This window comes from Hydrotalea lipotrueae (genome assembly GCF_019249625.1).
In the GTDB taxonomy this organism is placed as follows: domain Bacteria; phylum Bacteroidota; class Bacteroidia; order Chitinophagales; family Chitinophagaceae; genus Hydrotalea; species Hydrotalea flava.
Genome location: NZ_JAESDL010000009.1, coordinates 92,719 through 112,840 on the forward strand (window position 1 = coordinate 92,719; position 20,122 = coordinate 112,840).

Annotated in this window: 19 protein-coding genes and 1 pseudogene; 3 read left to right on the plus strand and 17 right to left on the minus strand. The window is 34.8% G+C overall.

Annotated features, from left to right (window positions below; translation table 11 throughout):
* Window positions 1-18: 18 nt before the first annotated feature.
* From JK139_RS07355 to JK139_RS07365, 3 genes are all read left to right on the plus strand, one after another.
* Window positions 19-3,339, plus strand: coding sequence for an efflux RND transporter permease subunit (locus JK139_RS07355; RefSeq protein ID WP_218330934.1), 3,321 nt, complete (start codon window positions 19-21; stop codon window positions 3,337-3,339).
* Window positions 3,323-4,453: an efflux RND transporter periplasmic adaptor subunit gene (locus tag JK139_RS07360; RefSeq protein WP_228733163.1), complete on the plus strand. Its 1,131-nt coding sequence runs from the start codon at window positions 3,323-3,325 to the stop codon at window positions 4,451-4,453. The genes JK139_RS07355 and JK139_RS07360 overlap by 17 nt, the downstream gene beginning before the upstream one ends.
* A gap of 133 nt (window positions 4,454-4,586) precedes the next feature.
* Complete coding sequence (locus JK139_RS07365; protein WP_179853765.1) at window positions 4,587-4,730, plus strand: hypothetical protein; 144 nt, start codon at window positions 4,587-4,589, stop codon at window positions 4,728-4,730.
* Window positions 4,731-4,888: 158 nt separating this feature from the next.
* Here the strand turns inward: JK139_RS07365 and JK139_RS07370 are convergent, their stop codons facing one another.
* The 17 genes and pseudogenes from JK139_RS07370 to JK139_RS07450 form a co-directional block, all read right to left on the minus strand.
* Entirely contained in the window at window positions 4,889-6,367 is a 1,479-nt protein-coding gene (locus tag JK139_RS07370) for a TolB family protein (RefSeq protein WP_218330935.1), read from the minus strand.
* 253 nt (window positions 6,368-6,620) lie between these two features.
* On the minus strand, window positions 6,621-7,493 hold the full coding sequence (locus tag JK139_RS07375) for an alpha/beta hydrolase (protein WP_218330936.1): 873 nt from the start codon (window positions 7,491-7,493) through the stop codon (window positions 6,621-6,623).
* 214 nt (window positions 7,494-7,707) lie between these two features.
* A complete protein-coding gene (locus tag JK139_RS07380) occupies window positions 7,708-8,268 on the minus strand; it encodes a hypothetical protein (RefSeq protein WP_218330937.1) in 561 nt (186 codons plus the stop codon).
* Window positions 8,269-8,865: 597 nt separating this feature from the next.
* Window positions 8,866-9,405: a hypothetical protein gene (locus JK139_RS07385; protein ID WP_143439431.1), complete on the minus strand. Its 540-nt coding sequence runs from the start codon at window positions 9,403-9,405 to the stop codon at window positions 8,866-8,868.
* Window positions 9,399-9,605 (minus strand): hypothetical protein, encoded by a 207-nt coding sequence (locus JK139_RS07390; protein WP_143439430.1) that lies wholly within the window; start codon window positions 9,603-9,605, stop codon window positions 9,399-9,401. The genes JK139_RS07385 and JK139_RS07390 overlap by 7 nt, the downstream gene beginning before the upstream one ends.
* Before the next feature lie 71 nt (window positions 9,606-9,676).
* Window positions 9,677-10,141, minus strand: a complete 465-nt coding sequence (locus JK139_RS07395) for a DUF2141 domain-containing protein (protein WP_081301316.1) — start codon at window positions 10,139-10,141, stop codon at window positions 9,677-9,679.
* A gap of 17 nt (window positions 10,142-10,158) precedes the next feature.
* Window positions 10,159-11,136: a lipid A deacylase LpxR family protein gene (locus JK139_RS07400; RefSeq protein ID WP_081301315.1), complete on the minus strand. Its 978-nt coding sequence runs from the start codon at window positions 11,134-11,136 to the stop codon at window positions 10,159-10,161.
* A gap of 106 nt (window positions 11,137-11,242) precedes the next feature.
* Complete coding sequence (locus JK139_RS07405) at window positions 11,243-14,332, minus strand: efflux RND transporter permease subunit (RefSeq protein ID WP_074420327.1); 3,090 nt, start codon at window positions 14,330-14,332, stop codon at window positions 11,243-11,245.
* Between the two features lie 386 nt (window positions 14,333-14,718).
* Window positions 14,719-15,771 carry an efflux RND transporter periplasmic adaptor subunit gene (locus tag JK139_RS07410; RefSeq protein ID WP_074420326.1) on the minus strand — a complete coding sequence of 351 codons (1,053 nt, stop codon included), beginning with the start codon at window positions 15,769-15,771 and terminating at the stop codon, window positions 14,719-14,721.
* 10 nt (window positions 15,772-15,781) lie between these two features.
* A complete protein-coding gene (locus JK139_RS07415) occupies window positions 15,782-17,083 on the minus strand; it encodes a TolC family protein (RefSeq protein ID WP_143439429.1) in 1,302 nt (433 codons plus the stop codon).
* Window positions 17,084-17,133: 50 nt separating this feature from the next.
* Window positions 17,134-17,421, minus strand: coding sequence for a cupin domain-containing protein (locus tag JK139_RS07420; protein WP_074420324.1), 288 nt, complete (start codon window positions 17,419-17,421; stop codon window positions 17,134-17,136).
* 11 nt (window positions 17,422-17,432) lie between these two features.
* Window positions 17,433-17,714 (minus strand): annotated as a pseudogene (locus JK139_RS07425) (c-type heme family protein); the annotation flags it as partial.
* Window positions 17,715-17,726: 12 nt separating this feature from the next.
* Window positions 17,727-18,053 carry a hypothetical protein gene (locus JK139_RS07430; protein WP_074420322.1) on the minus strand — a complete coding sequence of 109 codons (327 nt, stop codon included), beginning with the start codon at window positions 18,051-18,053 and terminating at the stop codon, window positions 17,727-17,729.
* Entirely contained in the window at window positions 18,043-18,441 is a 399-nt protein-coding gene (locus JK139_RS07435; RefSeq protein ID WP_074420321.1) for a hypothetical protein, read from the minus strand. The genes JK139_RS07430 and JK139_RS07435 overlap by 11 nt, the downstream gene beginning before the upstream one ends.
* Window positions 18,438-19,031: a TetR/AcrR family transcriptional regulator gene (locus tag JK139_RS07440; RefSeq protein WP_074420320.1), complete on the minus strand. Its 594-nt coding sequence runs from the start codon at window positions 19,029-19,031 to the stop codon at window positions 18,438-18,440. Before JK139_RS07440 ends, JK139_RS07435 begins: the two co-directional genes overlap by 4 nt.
* A gap of 27 nt (window positions 19,032-19,058) precedes the next feature.
* Entirely contained in the window at window positions 19,059-19,451 is a 393-nt protein-coding gene (locus JK139_RS07445; protein ID WP_218330938.1) for a hypothetical protein, read from the minus strand.
* 324 nt (window positions 19,452-19,775) lie between these two features.
* Window positions 19,776-19,949 (minus strand): hypothetical protein, encoded by a 174-nt coding sequence (locus JK139_RS07450; protein WP_179853764.1) that lies wholly within the window; start codon window positions 19,947-19,949, stop codon window positions 19,776-19,778.
* Window positions 19,950-20,122: the final 173 nt, after the last annotated feature.

Genomic DNA, 20,122 nt, shown 5'->3' on the forward strand with positions numbered 1-20,122 from the left:
TATTTCAACTATTAAAGCATGAATTTAATTAGAACCGCATTAAGAAAACCCATTACTATTTTAGTACTGGTTGCCGGTTTATTCTTTTTTGGTATTAGGGCTATACGTACTATAAAAATTGATATTTTCCCAAATATTGATTTACCCGTTATTTATCTTTCTCATCCTTATGGTGGTTTTACTCCCGATCAAATGGAAGCTTACTTCGGTAAAAATTATGTAAACCTTTTATTGTATGTATCTGGTGTAAAAAGTATTGAAACAAAAAACATTCAAAGTTTAACCCTTATTAAATTAACGTTTTATGAGGGAACTAATATGGCTCAGGCGGCAGCTGAAGTAACTGCATTCAGTAATAGAGCACAAACCATTTTTCCACCCGGTACCAATCCACCTTTTATCATTCGATTTGATGCTTCTACCTTACCCGTAGGGCAATTGGTGTTAAGCAGTAAAACGCGCAGCAATAACGAGTTACAGGATTTAGCAAATGTTTATATCCGTTCAGGTTTCAGTTCAATTCCGGGGTTAGTATCACCGGCTCCATTTGGCGGCAATGCCCGCACCGTTGTAATAAAAGCAGATCCGGCATTAATGCGTGCCCATAATATTACACCCGATCAATTAGTGGCTGCGCTAAGGGTGAATAATCAGTCCATTCCATCCGGCAATGTGCGTATTGGAGATAAAAATTATTTTACACCCATCAATGCAACCATTAATACGGTCAAAGATTTTGAAGACATTCCTTTATACACCGGTACTGCAGAAAATATTTATGTAAAAGATGTGGCAACTGTAGAAGATGGGGCCGATGTTACGGTAGGATATGTTTTAGTAAATGGGAAACGTTCTGTTTATCTGCCCATCACAAAATCAGCCAGTGCCTCTACGTGGGAGGTGGTTCAAAATTTAAAAAAGGCATTGCCGCGATTCCAATCGTTATTGCCGGAAGATGTTCATTTAACGTACGAGTTTGATCAGTCAACTTATGTAATTAATTCCGTTAAAAACTTATTAAGTGAAGGCATTATTGGTGCAATTTTAACTGGTTTAATGGTGCTGTTATTTCTAGGTGATCCTCGTGGTGCACTGATTGTAATTTTAACTATACCCACCTGTATTATTTCAGGCGTATTATTTCTTTCGCTATTTCATCAAACCATTAATATCATGACTTTAAGTGGCCTGTCATTGGCCATTGGTATATTGGTAGATGAATCAACGGTTACCATAGAAAATATTCACCAGCATTTAAGTATGGGTAAACCGAAAGCATTGGCAGTATGGGATGCATGTCAGGAAATTGCATTTTCTAAATTACTCATCCTGTTTTGTATATTGGCAGTGTTTGCTCCGGCTTTTACCATGAATGGCATTCCCGGTTCTTTATTTTTACCACTTGCATTAGCCATTACATTTTCAATGGTTACTTCTTATATCATGTCACAAACACTAGTGCCGGTGTTAGCCAATTGGTTCATGAAAGATGATTACCGGCACAATGATTCAGCCAAGCGTACTTCATGGTTTAAAATAAAAAGAAAATCTGATGCAGAGCAGTTTAAAGCTGCTGCTATTACACCTGAGTCTGAACAAAATACCTGGCAGCAAAAAGAAATACTAGCTACCAGAGCAGATTTTAATAATGATGGAAAAATTACTCGATTTGATCGATTCAGACTTCAGTTTGTTCAGGTTTTAAATAGTTTGTTGCCTTATAAAAAATGGATTACTGCTGTATATATTGTTGTGTCTGTTGCATTAGCTGTTGGTTTATTTTCTTTGATTGGTAGAGATGTATTGCCCAAGGCAGATATTGGTCAGTTTCAGTTGCGTATTCGCGATGAAGATGGTACCCGTATTGAAAAAACAGAAAAAGATGTATTGACTACTTTAAATGTTTTGTATGATATTGTTGGCAAAGAGAATGTTTCTATTTCTTCTGCCATGATAGGTATTCACGGATCACAGTTTTCAACAAATCCTATATACTTATTTATGGCTGGTCCGCAGGAAGCAGTACTGCAAGTTGCATTTAAAGAAGGATATGCGCTTGATATGGATACATTAAAAGATGCCATTCGTAAAAGAATGTATATGGTATTGCCGCAGGTAAAACTTTCTTTTGAACCGATTGAGTTAACAGATAAAATATTAAGTCAAGGTTCACCTACGCCTATTGAAGTAAAAATAATCGGAAAAAATAAATTACAGAATGAAGTATTTGCACAGCGCGTTATACAAAAATTACAGCAAATACCTTATTTACGGGATGTACAATTAGATGAAGCGATTCATTATCCTGCTATTAATATTCATGTAGACAGGGTTAGAGCTGCACAGTTAGGTACCAATATCGCCGCAATTTCACGATCTTTTGTTGCTGCAACTTCATCTTCTCGGTTTACTGAAAAAAATGTTTGGATTGATCCCAAAACATCTTTAAGTTATTTGGTACAGGTAGAAATTCCGGAAAGTAAAATGTCATCAGTTTCCGACATCAATCAGATACCGTTAGTGCCCGGAAGTAACCGGCCTATGTTGGGCGATGTGGCAACAATTCATGAAGATTCCGTTTATGGGCAGGATGATGATATTGGTGCTATCTCTGCGCTTTCCGTTACCGCCAATATATTTAAAAAAGATTTAGGTACTGCGACACAGGATGTTGAAAATGCCATACAAGCACTCGGTAAACCACCCAGAGGTTTATATGTAGAAACACGCGGATTAAGTCAGGTGCTTACAGAAACATTAGACAGTTTGCAAGGCGGCTTAATTACAGCCATCATTGTCATCTTTCTAATGCTGGCTGCAAACTTTCAGTCATTTAAAGTTTCATTGGTTATTCTTTGTACTGTACCTGCTGTGTTGTTAGGCTCTCTTGCCATGTTATTGCTCACCGATTCTACTTTGAATTTGCAATCATATATGGGCATGATTATGTCCGTAGGTGTTTCTATATCCAATACTGTATTATTAGTTACCAATGCAGAGGCGTTACGAATAAAAAATGGGAATGCAGTATTGTCTGCTGTTGAGTCGGCTACTGTTCGTTTACGCCCAATTTTAATGACCACAGTTGCCATGGTAATGGGCATGTTGCCTATGGCAGCGGGTATTGGAGAAGCCGGAGCACAAGCAGCACCATTAGGCCGGGCCGTAATTGGTGGGTTAGTAGCATCTACTATTGTTGTGTTGTTAATATTGCCTTTGGTATTTGCATGGGTTCAAAATAAAACAACTACTGAATCTGTTTCGTTAGATCCACATGATAAAATGAGTAAACATTATATTCCTGAATTAGATCAAAATACACATGAAAATGATTTGTAAAAAATGGATGTACCTATTGCTTCTGCCCACACTTATTATTGTACAAAGTTGCCATGGTGGGCATTCTGCTAAAGATGCCGGCAATAAAAAAGATAGTAGTGTGGCCCATACTGCAACACCAGCCTTTGTTGTGTACAAAGAAAAGCTGGATGGTTCATTAAAATTACCAGGAGAATTAATTGCTTTTCAGGAGGTGAATATCTATGCCAAAATTAACAGCTTTGTAAAAGATGTGTTGGTTGATGTAGGCAGTCAGGTAAAGGATGGTCAATTACTGGCAACCACAGAAGCGCCGGAAATTAATGCACAATTATTGGCTGCAGAATCTAAATTAAAATCTTTAGAGGCCATCTATATTGCCAGTGATGCAGCTTATAACAGATTATTAAAGACCAGTAGAACTCCTGGTACCATTTCTCCGAACGATTTAGATATTGCATTAGCCAAACAAAAATCTGATTATGCGCAATGGCAGGCAGCAAAAGCTTCGTACAGGGAAATTTTAGATACCAAAAAGTATTTAACCATTCAGGCACCATTTTCAGGTATGATTACTTTACGAAACGTCAATCCTGGATCGTATGTTGGCCCATCTGGTAAAGGCTCTGATTTACCTATGTTTGTATTGCAGGATAGAAACAAACTCAGGTTAGTAGTTTTAATACCCGAACAATTTTCCCGATATCTTTCTCAGGGAAGCAAAATTAATTTTACGGTAAAAGCCTATCCTGATATTATTTTTCATGCAACTATTAATCGGTTGGCCGGTGCATTAGATACCAAGCTTCGTTCACAGCGTATTGAAATGGATGTATACAATACCGATAAAAAATTATTACCGGGTATGATTGCGGATGTTAATATTCCTTTGAACACGAAAGATTCTAATCTGGTTGTTCCTAAAACTGCTGTTTTGTATGCCACTACCGGAACCTTTGTTTTATGTGTACATCAAAACAAGGTAAATTGGGTTCCTGTACAATTGGGAAATGAAAACAATAGTAAAATTGAAATATTTGGTAACATTTTGCCCGGCGATACACTTTTACAAAATGCCAATGAAGAAATTAGAGCGGGAAGCAGCTTACATCAATTTTTAATAACCAAATTGTAAATGGTAAAATTTAATTTAATGTGTTTAAATTGAATTAGAATGGGTTATAATTATTTTAGCTATCTTTATTGTAATTCAATGCTTATCTGTTTTGAAACTTTGCATAAAATATATGGTAAGCTTTCGTTTTATAATGATGGTGAAAGAAGAGCTGAAAAAACTGGGTTTAAAATATGTGATAGTTGAATTAGGAATGGTAAAAATTTTGGACGATATTTCAGAAGAGCAGCAAAAAATTTTAGAAGAAAATCATTATTGTCCGACAAAACTTAACTAAAAAATCGCTGTAATCCTTTGCTGTAAAGGATTACAGGCTAAAAAATGATTGTTTCAAAATTGGAGGGAATCCCCCATCTTTTGAAATCGGCTGAAATATGGTGCTGTAAAGGGTTTGAACTATTATTTTACAATTTTAGTAGGACAAAACAATGGTTTTTAATTACTATTGCTAATGAAGGCAATGTATTTCCCATCTGGCGACCAGGAAGGCGTATTGATGGTTCCCTGACCTCCATACACATAGGCTATTACTTTGGGTTGGCCGCCATTAACCGGCATTAATCTTAAATATACCTGTTTATAAAATGGGTGATCTGATGGATTTACATCCGGTTCAAACGAAATAAAAACAATCCATTTTCCATCCGGCGAAACATGCGGAAACCAATTGTTATAAATATCATTGGTTAATTGTACCTGTTCAGTGCCATCCGGTTTCATACGCCAAATTTGCATTCGGCCTGTTCTAACTGAATTAAAGTAAATGTACTTTCCACTGGGTGCATATTCCGGCCCATCGTCTAAACCCGGTGTATTGGTGAGTTTTATTTCTTTCCCGCCTTTGGCGGGAATTTTATATATATCAAATTCATTATTACGTTGACCGGTAAATGTTAACCATTTGCCATCTGGCGACCAGCCATGCAAATATGAAGGCCCTGTTGGTGTGATTAATTCAGGTTCACCGCCTGTTGAAGGTAATGTATATATGAGCGAAACACCTTGTTCATTATAGCTGCTGATACCAATCTTTTTTCCATCAAACGAAAGTACATGATCATTGTTATTGTAAATAATACTTCCGGTATTTAAAACTGTAGGCAGTTGCATAATTAAATTGAAATGATACAACAGTCCATCCCCGTTGTAAATCAATGATTTACCGTCTTTCATCCAATTTGGTGCCTGTATTGATTTGGATGAATGATAAATTATTTTTCGTTTTCCGGTACTTACTTCCATTGTTTCCAGATTACTGCCCAAATATTCTTTATATGGAACAAGTAAAGCAGATGCCGGCTTAATGATTCTTACATTGTAAAACAAGGCTTTTTCAAGAATAGCAGGATTATGTGCACAAATAAATAAGCCAACATACACTTCTTTTGCTAAGTTTAGAAGAATAGTGTCACGAGTAAATACGTTGCCTTGTTTTGCTACAGACATAATGAACAGATTCCCTTTTCGTTCCAATTGAATGACATCTACGTTATAATTAGCAGATCTTTTCTCTTCTATATTTTCATTATTGTTTTTTCTAAATTGTAAGGAAGTTAGCCCATCTCCATGCAATGCCGCTGCCACCATGGCTGAAGTACTATCTAAAGTGTTACGCACCATCCATCCTGTTTTTCTATGCGCTTCCACACCTTTCCCTAAAAAGACTACATTGGTTCGTACAATAAAATCACCAGATATTTTTTTCCACAAAAAATGAAAACCATCATGGTTAAACCAAATATTACTCCCAGAACCTGTTACAATATATTCCTGTTGATCAGTTTTATAAATTGCATTTCCCGGCAAAGTATTGCCTACATCATTATTTCTTTCAAATATGCCTAAATGATTTGTTTGCGCCTTACTGTTTTGCAGCATAATGAATAGTACAAAGATGGTGATACATTTTTTCATATGGATTGAGTTGAACCTTCACAAAATATTGATTAGGATAAGGTTTGTTATTATAATGTTGCAATGCTATTGAATGCAAATTCCTCAATTAACAAACCTGTTTTTTAAAGTTAAGCAATTTTATTTTTGAATTACCTAATAGCTAATATTGTTTTGATGTTGGATAAAAAATATTGATTTCATTAAAAGCGTAAAAATATTTCGTAAATAGTTGTTTCGATGCGTTCATTTGTTTTTTATGGAAAAAATATGCTTACTGATGGAGCCATCCATTATCATTCATCCAATCAGAAAGCCGATAGGGCCAGTTTTTAAGTGTAATATATTCCGATCTTTTTCCCATATTAAATGCGTGGCTACCAAATTGAAACAAATGTATTTCAACAGGTACTCCTGCCTTCCTGTGTAACATCATGAGTTGAACAATTGATTCAGAACAACAGGTATCACCATTCGATGCCAATAAAAAAGTAGGAGGTGCATTGTTGGGTACATATTTAGGTACTGCCAGTGGTCCGGGATAAATTAAAATTTGAAATGCCGGTCTGGCATAAAAAGAATCAATATGATCATGCTCAACAGTATGCCCTTCATTAAAATGATACGATAGCCATGCGGCTAATTCACCACCTGCTGAAAATCCCATTACGCCAAGTTTGGCTGTATCAATCTGTAACAGTTTGGCTTCACTTTTAATGAATCTGATTGCTCTGAAAATATCTTGTTTCGTATTTTCCATAGTGTATGGTGAACCAGCCTCTCTGAACAAACGATATTTTAAAACAAAAGCAGTTATACCCAAACTATTTAAATATACAGCTGCATCTTTTCCTTCTGCATTGTATACTAATGCAGAATGGCCACCACCTGGACAAATGATAACGGCTGTACCATTGGTCATATTTTTTGTAGGAAAGAATACAGTTAATGTTGGGTTGTTGATGTTTTTTACCCACCAGTCTTTGGCTTTTTCCGGCATGTTTTTTAATTGTTCAAAACCGGGAGCACCATTTTTCCATATTGGTATGATGGGATGGTCATCCTGTGCAATTATTTGTCCGAAGAATAAAGTAGTAAAGATAAAAACAATTGGTAAACGACTGTTTCCTGCATTCCAATATTTCATGGCTAATCAATTATTAAATGGAAATAAATTACCGGTATAGGCAATGAAAGTTAGCAAATTTTAAAAGAATAGCAGTAAGATTCTTCTTTTCAAAATTGTACTGAACATAGGTGTGCTGTTTTCCCCTTCTGTGAAATGAGATAATACAGTAAAAAATACGGCACTACTCAAAAAGAGTAATGCCGCATGGTAAACGCTATTCAGTATAACTGCTTCAATATATTTTGATAGTTTTAGTTGTCATGTTCGCTATTGCTATGCCCGTCATTACCATTCCCGCCTTTATCATATCATATCCTTTGCCATTATTGTCGTGCCCATTATTCCTGTTATCATGATTGTTTCCTTTCCATTGATTGTGCATAGGATGGTCTTTGTTTTCAAAATATTTATTATCTCTGCTATCACGGATAATGGGTTGGTTGTGTACATCGCGGTATTGTGCATACCTGCTTCTGTATTCATTATCGTGTAAATAAGGCCTTGGATGATTAATGACAACTTTATACCCATTGTATAAATCATAATTTTGATAACGATAAGGTAAACTACGTGTAGTAACCCATCTGTTGTTTTCCTGATATGTATATTGCTGGTCGGCTACATTATAATATGCACCAATTTCGGGAAAATAATAATTTTCAGCATAATCATAACCGGTTGGCCCCCAAACATGTTGCGTGCCAATGTTAACATTAAGGCTAAACTGAGCCGATAATTGATTAAATGCTAAGGCACTTAACAAAAAGAAAATAACAATAAATTTCTTGTTCATGTTTTTGATTTTAATTGGAATCATACCAAAATATTGAATACTTTTTTAAGGTACTCCCCTGATATTTCTTAATTACGACTGATAGAAATGCAAATGCAATGATGATGCCATAAAAGTAAACAGAAACAATCTTTTACAGTTACACAGTTGGTTGTAAAATTTGTATATATCACAGGTGCTTACACAAATTGCTTTGCTATTGGAGATAATATAATTTAGTGTTGTATTTTGGTATTTAACAATGCATTTATTTTTTTTCATTTGTACGAAAAGCATTCCAGGTATTTTTGCTTTGTAAATATTTGCTAAGTAAGTGAAAAGTATAAATTGGTTTAGATTATTTGAGTTATTGTCATTTTACATTAACAATACTCCGGTAATTTTTCTACGCTCTTAGCCTTCCGAAGTTCAGGCATTGATGATAAATGCGTTTTGTTTTTCTGCAATTCAGGTCTAAAGCTAAGTTACAGAAAATTCTTTTAGTGATTAACTGGTTCATGTGTATCATTTTTATATCAGCCATCGAAAAACTTCCTCTTTGAGTCTGATGCACTGATAGATGATATGCTGCTTTGGCAACCGATACCACAGTCATGGCTATATTAAAATGTGTATGAAGCTTTTGTTCGTCTCTTGCCATACAATCTTCAAGACCTGTATGTTGTTTGCGTCTCTTATCAAAAACTCCACCTGGAACCGCAGCCCATAATACTTACACATCGTCATTGTATCCATTGTTGTATCAGTGCTGATAATAATTTCCGGCTTTTTATTGTCACAGTAGTAGATGAATGCAGCAAGTACCATTTGTTTTAACAGCTTACAATAAACAACACCAGCATACACTTTCATTTGTTCATCGCTATAGCGGCAAGCCAGTCTGCGCTTGTCTATGCTGGTGGTATCTATCTTACCATCATACAATTTCTTCCTTCCCCTGCCAGATTTTTGGGCACCTTTAAATACATACATCAGGTTAGAATCGCTACGGGCTTTGGTAATAATATGCAGCCCTTGTTCAAGTAACGGAGTTATAAATTCTTTTTTCATAAAATAGCCATCCACTGCCAGGTAGCAGGTTACCGAAAGTATATCGTTGATATGCTTTTCTATAACTTCCACATAATGATTCACCAATGCTTATCTTTTTGTTTTAATGTTTTGGGCGATGGTGTCTGTACTGCTTCTCCATGAAGGGCTGTACCGGCAGTTACATCAACAAAAGCAAGACAGCCTATCTCTATATCTTTTAATGCCCGCTGTCTTACGCCGCTCCAAAACATACCCAGTCCGTAAGTTTGCTTCCAGCTTTTCTTAATATAGGAAGGATCGAACACGGCTATTATTTCTTTGCCGCCATCTTTTCGAATGATTTTCTTTCGAACGATAAAAATATTTAAACATAAATTTACATATAAATCATCTTCAATTTTATTTCCAGATTACTGTTTATTTCAAAAGATGCTTTGCTGAATGTTGGTTTGTTTCCAAGACCTATTGATTGATAATTGGAAAACCCAATACCTTCTTTTGGTAAAATAAATCCTTTTTTAATTTTGCCGTTATTATCTTCATCATGCAAAATACTTACTGCGTATTTTCCTGCCGGCAAGTCTTCAAAGGTTACTGAGGATTTTTTATTATCTATTTTTCCAACAATCTTTTTATAGTACTTTTTATAATGTTCATCGGGGAATGCATCTTCACGGTTGTACAACGCAAATACCACAGAACCTCCATTATTTCTAAGATTACTTACTTCAACTGTTAATGAAAAGGTTGGATACTTATAATGTTCTTTAAAGGAAGAAAAAATAAAAAAAGAAAGAATTCCGGCGAGAATGACGAAGTTGTGAATGAATAATTTTTTCATGGAATGATTTTAAAAAATTAAAGTTTAAAGTTTATTGAGATGCTCCCTACTTCTATTGCATTACCTTCTTTAAAGTCTGATGTTCGCATTTTTTGTGTAATGGCCAAATCAAATTTTGGATGTTCATAGGCCGCTCCTGCTTCTGCAAATACATTTAGCCTCTCTATCTGATCTTTGTTTAAAATATATCCTTTATAATCTTTATGAGTTTTCGTAATAAACCCGCCTTGTAAAAGGGCATTGCTTAGTATCACTCTTACGGAAGGTTTCATAAATACATAAAATTGTGTTTTATGGTTCAACATGGTATTTTTTGCGTTATCTTTTACAAAACAATTATTGATCCTGCCCACTTTCATCATAAAACCTGCCCCCATGGCATTATACAAAGTGCCATTGAAAGTTTCGATATTGGTGGAGAATAATAATTTACCAGGCAGGTAAATCATTTCCTTTTCCAATCCAATGTTATAGTTTATAATAATGTCATTTGGAACCTGGTTGGCCCAGCCTTTGGGCCTGGTATAATGAATGAGGCTGTGTACCCATATTTGTGTTTCCTCTGCTAAACTCATGGGCCCCATTACTCCAATAAATATTTCGGATGAAATCTTTAATTTATTAGTATAATCAAAAGACTTCAATGAATGTATGGCAACTAAAGCTCCTGCGTAGGGCCTGTCACCATATTGAATATCTGCTATATCAATTCTAGATGGTGTAAACATATATTGCGCTACACTCCAGCTATAAAGATTCTTATCGTTAGAAATTTTTAACAATAATGAAGAAGGAAACCTTGTTTTCTCTTTTTTAAAAAAATAATCTATCCTTAATCCATTGGTAAAATACCTGTCGGTACCATCTCCTCGAAAATTTAAAAAATCATTGTCGAATGAAATTTTTAATGAATGATTTTTCATGTTATCCTGGGCAAATAAAGTATCACCAAAAGTCATAATTAAAAAGATGCATATTAATTTCCATCTTTTCATATCTGCTGTTTTTTCAGATTGTAATTATCAATAGCAATTCATGAATGATTCAGTGTAAACCTTCTTCATGATGTATTAATTAAGGTTTGCATAGACATTATTACTATTATTTTCTGTTCCATTTTTCCTTTGTTCTATCCACAAAATAATAAACCACCGGCACTATATAAACAGTTAGAACAAGTGAAGACAATAAACCACCTATTATTACCCATGCCAAACCATTTTTCCATTCGCTGGCACTTCCTTTAGCTATAGCAATAGGAAGCATACCAATCACCATGGCGAACGTGGTCATTAATATAGGCCGCATTCTTGTTTTGCCTGCTTCTATTAAAGCATCTTTATAATACATTCCTTTTTCTTTAAGCTGGTTGGTAAAGTCCACAATCAATATGGCATTTTTTGTTACCAAGCCCATCAGCATAATCAATCCTAATAAGGAGAAAAGGCTTAATTGATTCATTGATAAATTGAGTGCCAAAAATGCACCAATAATAGCTACCGGAATAGAAAACAATACCACAAAGGGATACACAAAGCTATCATACAGTGCCACCATAATGAGGTAAATTAATATGAATGAAATGAGCAGTACTGAACCTAAGGCACCAAAACTATCGTTCTGTCTTTTTATATCTCCACCCCATGCCATTTCAATACCAACAGGTAGTGGATTTTTTTTCAAGTAACTCACTACGTCATCTGCTACGGTGCCGGAAGGGCGTCCCAAAGCATTTGCAGTAATAGTAACAGAGGGCTGCCGATCTTTTCTTTCTAATAACGATGGGGCATTTTGCTGAACAATATTGGCAAATTGTTCTACTTTTACCGGTATTCCCTGTGGATTGATGATGTTTAATGTTTTGATATTTTCAAAGTTTTTTCTGTCCAGATTATCTAGCCAAATTCGAACAGGATATTCAGTACCATCCTGTGTTAGAGTAGCATCTTCATTTCCGGTATAAGCCGTTCTTAAATTTAAACCTACATAACCCGTAGTTAAACCTAACCGTTGCATTTTATCTTTGTCGGGTATTACCTGATATTCCGGGCTTCCTTCTTCTACCGATAACTTTACATTGTCTGCACCCGGTATTTTCTCAAGTGCAGTTTTTAAATTGTTGCCCGATTGCATTACGGTTTTTAAATCATTACCACTCAATGTAATTTCTATTGGAGCCGAACGCGGAATAAGGCCTAATGCAGCCATGGAGAAATTGATGCCTGGATAGCTGTTTTGTAAAGCGCCTCGCAATCTTATCATGAAGGCTTCTGTAGATTCACCCCCTCTTTCTTTGGGGTCTTTTAACTGAACCGTAAATTCGGTTTTATTGACTGCACCCACACCAAGGCTGCCAATACCTGTACTCGGGCCACCTATATTACTAAAAACCGTGGCTACTTCCGGTTGTGCAATAATAAAGTCTTCAATTTTTCTGGAAACAATATTGTTTTGCTGAAGTGCTGTAGTTTTATCAAATTCTAAATACAAGCTAAACTTACCCTGATCTCCGGTTGCAATTAATTCTTTGCCAATAATACTCTGTTTCAGTATTACGCCTGTAAATACAAACAACAAAATAATAATACCAACGGTAATGAGTTTGTGATTTAATACCCATACCAGCTGCTTGCCATACCACTGTATAAAATTATCTATTTGCTTTTCAAACCAAAGTAAAAAACGATTGAAGAAGTTGGTTGGCTTCATATCTTCTGCTTTGCCTATTCTTGATGCTAACCAGGGTGTTAGGGTAAAGCCTACTAACAGACTGGTTAATGTAGAGGTTATTACTACAATTGAAAATTGCTTGAGCATATCTGCTACGAAAACCTGCAAGAACAAGATGGGAAGAAATACCACTACATCTACTAATGTGATTGACATTGCAGAAAAACCAATTTCCATTCTTCCTTCCAGTGCAGCTTCTCTCTTATTTTTCTTCATGTCTAAATGCCGCTGAATATTTTCTAAAACAACTGTAGCGTCATCTACCAGGATACCTATGATTAATGACATGGCCAATAAGGTCATTAGGTTCAAAGTGTAGTTCAACAACCACATTACTGCAAATGCCGTAACCAATGAGGTAGGAATGGCAACAATAACAATGAGTGCATTGCGGTAACTGCGCAAAAACAATAGCATAACAACCGATACAAGAATTACGGCAAGGCTTAAATCAAACACAACTGAATTAACTGCTTCAATGGTATTGTTGGTGCTGTCATCTGCAATGGCAAATTGAACATTTGCTGCTTTGTTTTGCTGTTCTATGGTTTTAAGTTTGGCATGAATGGCTTTCGATACATCTACTGCATTGGCATCACCTTGTTTTTTTATTAATAATCCAATGCCATTTTTACCATTATATCGGTTAACAGAGGTAATTTCTTTAATGCCATCTGTAACTGTGGCTACATCTTTTACATAAACAGGATTGCCTGGAGAAGGCATGGTAATTTGTACATTTTTAATATTTTGTATATGTGAAAATTTGCCAATTACCCGAACCGAATTACTAAGTGCATGTGTTTGAACCCTTCCAGCAGGAATATCTAACCCTGAATGATTAATGGCCTCCACTACCTGCAGCAAGGATACTTTGTACAGTTTTAATTTATCCTGATCTGCTTTAACTTGTATTTCACGTTCTTCTCCACCTAATATCGAAATATCTGCAACACCTTTTATTTGTTGAATTTGAGGCAAATAATCATCTTTCATTTTTTGATAAAATACGGTAGCGGGTAAATTACTGGTAGCGCTGATTTGCATAATGGGTAAATCGTTAGGAGATACCTTGCTCATTTCCGGACTTTGTACATCTTGTGGTAAATCTTTTCGGATATTATCAATATATCTTTGCGCATCCTGCATGGTATTGTCTAAATTTGTACCATATTTCAGGTTAACAATTACAACAGATGCATTGGGTAATGATTTGGTAATCATATAATCTACCCCTTCAAGGTTAGAAAGGGCATCTTCAATTTTTTTTGAAACAGATGTTTCTACTTCTTCCGGCTCTGCACCCGGGTACATCGTTTTTATCACTACTACCGGCTGATTAAAATCGGGCATGAGTTCATAACTCAGATTTTTAAAACCAATGATGCCTAATAGTGTAAATAGCCCAAATAACACAATAATCAGTGATGGGCGTTTTATGGATATTTCTGTTATGTTCATGATCAATTACGAATTAAAAATTACGAATTGCAATTCTTTATAATGATTTTTTTTGTAAGAATGAACAGATTTTAGCTGCAATACTTAAAAAAGGTTTCAAATGCACGATGGGTTAAATACTTTGTTTCATATTTATTGAACTGCTTTATTGGTAAATACCTTCTCTTGCTTGTTTATTTGCAATTCTCTACAGGTTAAAAAACTATTATCAACAACACTACAACAGCTGCTTTCCGGCATTAATAGTTGTTTCGACAAAACAATTTTTTGCAGATCATCAATTATACTTTTATATAAATTCATTATTCTGCTTTCGGTGGCAAATAATTTTTCCTGAATCATATAATTATTATTTATTTTATTTATTAATTCGTAATTCTCAATTTTTAATGATGAATTGAAACATTTGCTCCTTCATACAGGTTAATGAGTCCACTTGTAATAACGATATCTCCGGGGATTAAACCATTAGCAACAATAATTTGGTTATTGTTTCTGGAAGCAATAACGATATTTTGAAGAACTACCTTGCCATTTTTAACTACATAAACCTGCGGTTGAATATCAGAACCAACAACTGCATTACCCGGAATAACAATGGCAGGTTGTGGGAAAGCATTGTTGATGTAAACTTTTCCAAACATGCCCGCTTTTATTTTAAAATCAGGCGTATTATTCAATGTAAACTGAACCGGATATAAATTGCCGACTCCACTTTTACTACCAATAAGGGTAACCTTACCTGATAGGTTTAATTCAGGAAATATATCTGCCTGAATGGGGTAGGTATTGTTGGTTTTAAAAAATGGTAAATCATTTTCAGGAACATTAATGGTAAATTTTAATCGTGAAAGGTCTGTGATTTGTAGTAAAGGCATACCCGGTGCAGCAAATGCTCCAATTTCATTGAACTTCATGGTAACAATTCCATTGAATGGGGCTCTGATGGTTGTCTTTGCTATCTGTTCCAAAAGAGTGTTGCGTTGTATTTTGGCAGATTGTAAGGCCAATTGTACTTTTTCTAATTGTATGCCCTGAATGGCATCGGCATTTGAGAGGATGCCATATCTTTTAGCATCGTCTTCCAATCCTTTTATTTGCACTTCTACTGTTTGTAATTGCAATTGTAGTAGCGCATTATCTAATTGAACAACGGGCTGCCATTTTTGTACATAACTTCCCTCATGTACTTCAATGGTATTGATTTTACCCTGCAGCTCAGAACTGATTTTTGAATCCATAAAAGCATCAAAATTTCCGGTATAACTCTTTTTGATGTCTTCCTTAGTCAGATGCACTGTATCTGCCAGTACCAGAATTGGCTGTTCTTTATTATAATGATAGATCTTAGCTTCCGCAGTTTTTTTATTACTCATTAATTTGGCAATTACAATGGCTGTAATGGCAAGAAGCGTAATGGCATAAAGTATTTTTTTCATTTTTAAAAGATTATTTATTTAGAAGGTTTCCGGTTAGTTTTTTGTTTTCTAATTCTGCCCTGCTTATAGCAATGAGTGCATCTATATAATTTTTTTGTGCCTCTCTCACAGCATTATCTGCCTGTAATACATCTGTTAATGTGGCTATACCTTCTTTTTTTTGAAGCAGGGTATTGGTGTAAATATTTTGTGCAAGATTGATTTGTTGTTGAATGGTAACAAGATTCCTTTTGGCAATATTTAACTGGTAAACGTTATTCTCTTTATCTACTTCATTTTTGTCTTTTATCATGGCCAATTTTGTATTGGCTTTTTCAATTTCAATTTCCTTACCCTTAATTTTTTTCTTAACACTATTACCAGTATATAAAGGCAGTATAGCCTGCACTCCGGCATACCCTAAAGGATAAAATTTTATAAAATCATTTGCGCCAGTATTGGCGAATCCGGTAGTGCCATAAAATCCGTTCAAATTGATGATGGGAAGTTTAGATTTTTGCAGTGTGTTTTTTTCTGACTGTAAAAAATTTATTTGCTTTTCTGCTAATTTAACTTCAGTAAGTGCATCATCTTTTTGATGACTGTTTGTGTTACTGTGCGTATGAGGCATTATATTGATATTTTTTTCCGGTGGAAATCCAATTAAAAACTTTAAAATATTAATTACCTGTTGGTATTGGCTTTCAACTGTTTCTTTTTGTGTTTGTAATTGGGCCAACTGTAAATTAATTTTTTGTACATCGGTACCCGTAGCCATTTTTTGCTGATATAGCAATTGCATGATACTTAATAAGTTCTTACTATTTACAATATTGCTGTCAGTAAAGGATAGTTGGCTTAATAAGACTTGCGCATTGTAATACACATTCGATACTTCCATAACAATATCTTCCTGCGACTTTATTTTTTGAAGAACGGCTATTTCAGTGCCGGTTTCTATAGTAGAAATGGTAGCTTTTAATGCCGGATTGTACAGCGGATAGCTAAGTTGAACATTGGCATTGATATTGTTCGGCACACCGAATTGTGCTTCTTTATAAGTACCGGCCGGGCCGCCAAATACGCCTGCAGGTAGCAACTGATAAGGAAGGTTTATATAATAACGGTAGTCGATAACAGTATTTATTTTTGGCAGTAAGTTTGATTTAGCTTCTTCAACTTTAGCATCGGTCTGTTTTATATCATAGGCTGCTATTCTTACAGTATAATTATTTTGGATGGCAGAATCAATACATTGCTGAAGACTAAGTACCTGACTGAAGCTTTGTGCCGATAGCATCTCCATTAGTAATATGAATAAAAATTTTTTCATGATAGTATTATTTAAGTGAATATTCACTAACTTTATTTTAAAAATTTTTTTTACTTTATAATTAATAAATTACTGTACTCTATGGCTGCTACCCAATGTTTCACCATTGGTTCTATGTTGTTATAGTCACCCGGTAACAGTATTGTTCTGATACCTTTTCCATTTTCAAAAACTGCTTTACCTGTAATGCAAACTAATAAGGCGGGCACTTTACTCACATGCGCTTTTAATTGTTCATTTTGAAAAATCTGCAAAGCAGTAACAACTCCTTCCTTGCCTTTAAAAAGTGAGATAGCACTAACTGCTTTTTCTTCCGGATGTAATTGCTGAATGTTCATTTAGTATTTTTTTAATTTTTGTTCATGGTAACCACCAATAACCCTCTTATTTCGTTAATGGCATATCCCGTTGCTTTATCGTTTGGATATAGTTGATTGATTTCTTTTAAAGTGTTTGCATTAATGTCTGTTCCTTTTTTTCCATGGCATTGCATACATAATGCATTGGTTACAATAGAGTAGTACCCAACCATTTTACCATTTAATTCAACGAGTTTTGGTTGGGGTGTTATTCCTTTTGCTATGTTCATTTTCAATAATTCAATCTGTTCTCTTTCACTTTCATTGGCTTTGTTGGCAGGATTTCAGTTTTTGTCGGAAACTCTTTTAAGTTCAGCATTTAATATTTTTGACATACTATCTGTATTAGGATATGCTTGTGTATTACAGAACTGTATGGCATAGGCAACACCTCCCTTGTTGATTGCATCTGCAAGATTTCTTGCCAGCACCAACTGCGCTTCTGCTGCAATTTTCTTTCCAATAGCAGTATAATTGGGCCTGCTTTTTATATGTATTGCTGTATCGCCTGTTTCAATTGTATTGTTGGATTCCTCCACATGTTTTTCATTGTTCATACAACCAATCAGAAATAACAAAGCTATTGCAATATAAATATGTTTATTTTTCATATATATAATTTTTCTTGTTTAAGAAATAAGCAAACGCTGCAAATAAAAGTGTTACAATGATTCTGAAAATCAACGCACCGATAGTTTTTGTTTTATAAATACCACCGGTATTGATGTATATCAATAATCCGATCAATGCAATAAACAAAACAATTGCTGCAATTATGATTAGTGGTATAGTCCATTTTTTTGATTGAAAAAAACCGTAAGCAGCTAACAGATAAAGTACACTACTAATGAAGTTAGACCATACTACAAACAAAACATAATTACCTTCCATTGCTCTAATACCGAATAAATCAAAAATCACAGAGATGCTAAGAAATAAAGTTAGCAAACCAAATCCGGTTAGCATAATGGTAAATACATAAAAAAGATATGTTTTCATTTCTTTTTAATTAAAGTAAGAATAGATTGTAACATATTATCGCCATTCCTTTTTATATCGAATTGAAAATCTGCAATACGCCATTTAAACATTTGTAGCCGAAAAGTACCCATTACAATGTGCATCAATTCTTCAGTTGTAATAGCATTGGTAAAAATCCCTTTTTGCTGTCCTTCCATTATAACAGGCATCAAATGTTTCATTTTTACCTGCATTATTTTAGAGATAGCTTCATTGATAGCTTCACTTTCTTCCATTAGCCCATCTGAAAATACTGCCACTACGAAGTGAGGATTTTTCTTGAAAAATAAAAACTGGCTTTGAAACAACGCTATGAATTTTTCTTCAGGCTTTTGTGTTGATAGAATCACTTTGCTTAAACGTTCATCCATATTCTCCGCAAGATATTCAAGCATGGCAATGATGATTGCTTCCTTGCTGGCAAAATGGCGATAGATGGCACTTTCGGAAAATTGCATTTCCTTAGCCAGATTTTTAATGGTTAGTCCGCTTACACCGGAATTTGATAATATTCTGCCTGCAGCTTCTATGGTTTCTTTTTGTCTGTCTGAAATTTTTTCTGCTAACATTTTATACCGCTTTTATGATTTTCATTTTTATAAAAAGAGATTCCAATCCAGATTACAGAGGCTGTCATAGCAATAGCGCCTATTAATATCAAAGCCGGAGGCAAGCCCAGATATTACTTCAGATAAAATACCAATTGGCATGAGCAATCCTGTTAAAGCAAACCAGGAGATGACTTTAACATTTTGAAGTTGTTTGCTAAAGTGGAGTAATAAATAACCGATAAGAATATTTAGGAACGCAAACAGATTGCCGTGAACATGGGCCAATCTTGTTTCAAAATGCTTTCCTATACTATATGATGAATTCACACACTCTACTTTACCCGGTGCGAAGTCCCTTAAATAAATCAAGAGAAAACTGTATGCCATAAAAAATCCCATTACAAAAAAATCGATGGCTATGTTATTTTTTCCGTTCATGATTTAAATTTTAGTTTGTGAATATTCACTTACAAAAATAATAAAAAATTTGAAATATCCAATTTTATTTTAAATGTGTAGCATGGGACTTTTGTGGGTAGGAAATGTTTTCCTTACAGACCTGCTATTTGATTAGAATTCAGATCATTAAATCATGACGTCATCAATAGATTGTAAAAAAAGCAGCAGGTGTTATTTCAGTTGTAGATTGCTTTTATATAATTATATATTACATATGGGTAACAACAAAATGCAAGCATCATTTTTGTAGTAAGTCAGCTGATTTTACGATAAAAGCAACAAAAAAATGATTGAGCCTGAATTTTATTTGAAATAATAACGGTAAACATCCAAATGTTTATCAATTTTATCAAATGTGTTTTTTGCTAAAGTAGTATCTGTAATTGAAATTAATGTGTTGCTTTCATTGATAAGTGGTTCTAACCAGTGGTGCAGGGCTTCATGTTCCGGCCCCGACATTCTGCATTCCTGTATCATTTTGTTTAATCCATTCGTCAAATCTTTGCATAGTATTTGATATTCTTTTAAGATGGATTGGGTAATATTTTAATAGGATTAGGTAGAATAAACGCGAAGGGATTTTAGATAATTGTAAGGATGTGGAATTTGATTCATCAATCTTTCCACTACATCATTAAATAGCCACTTAC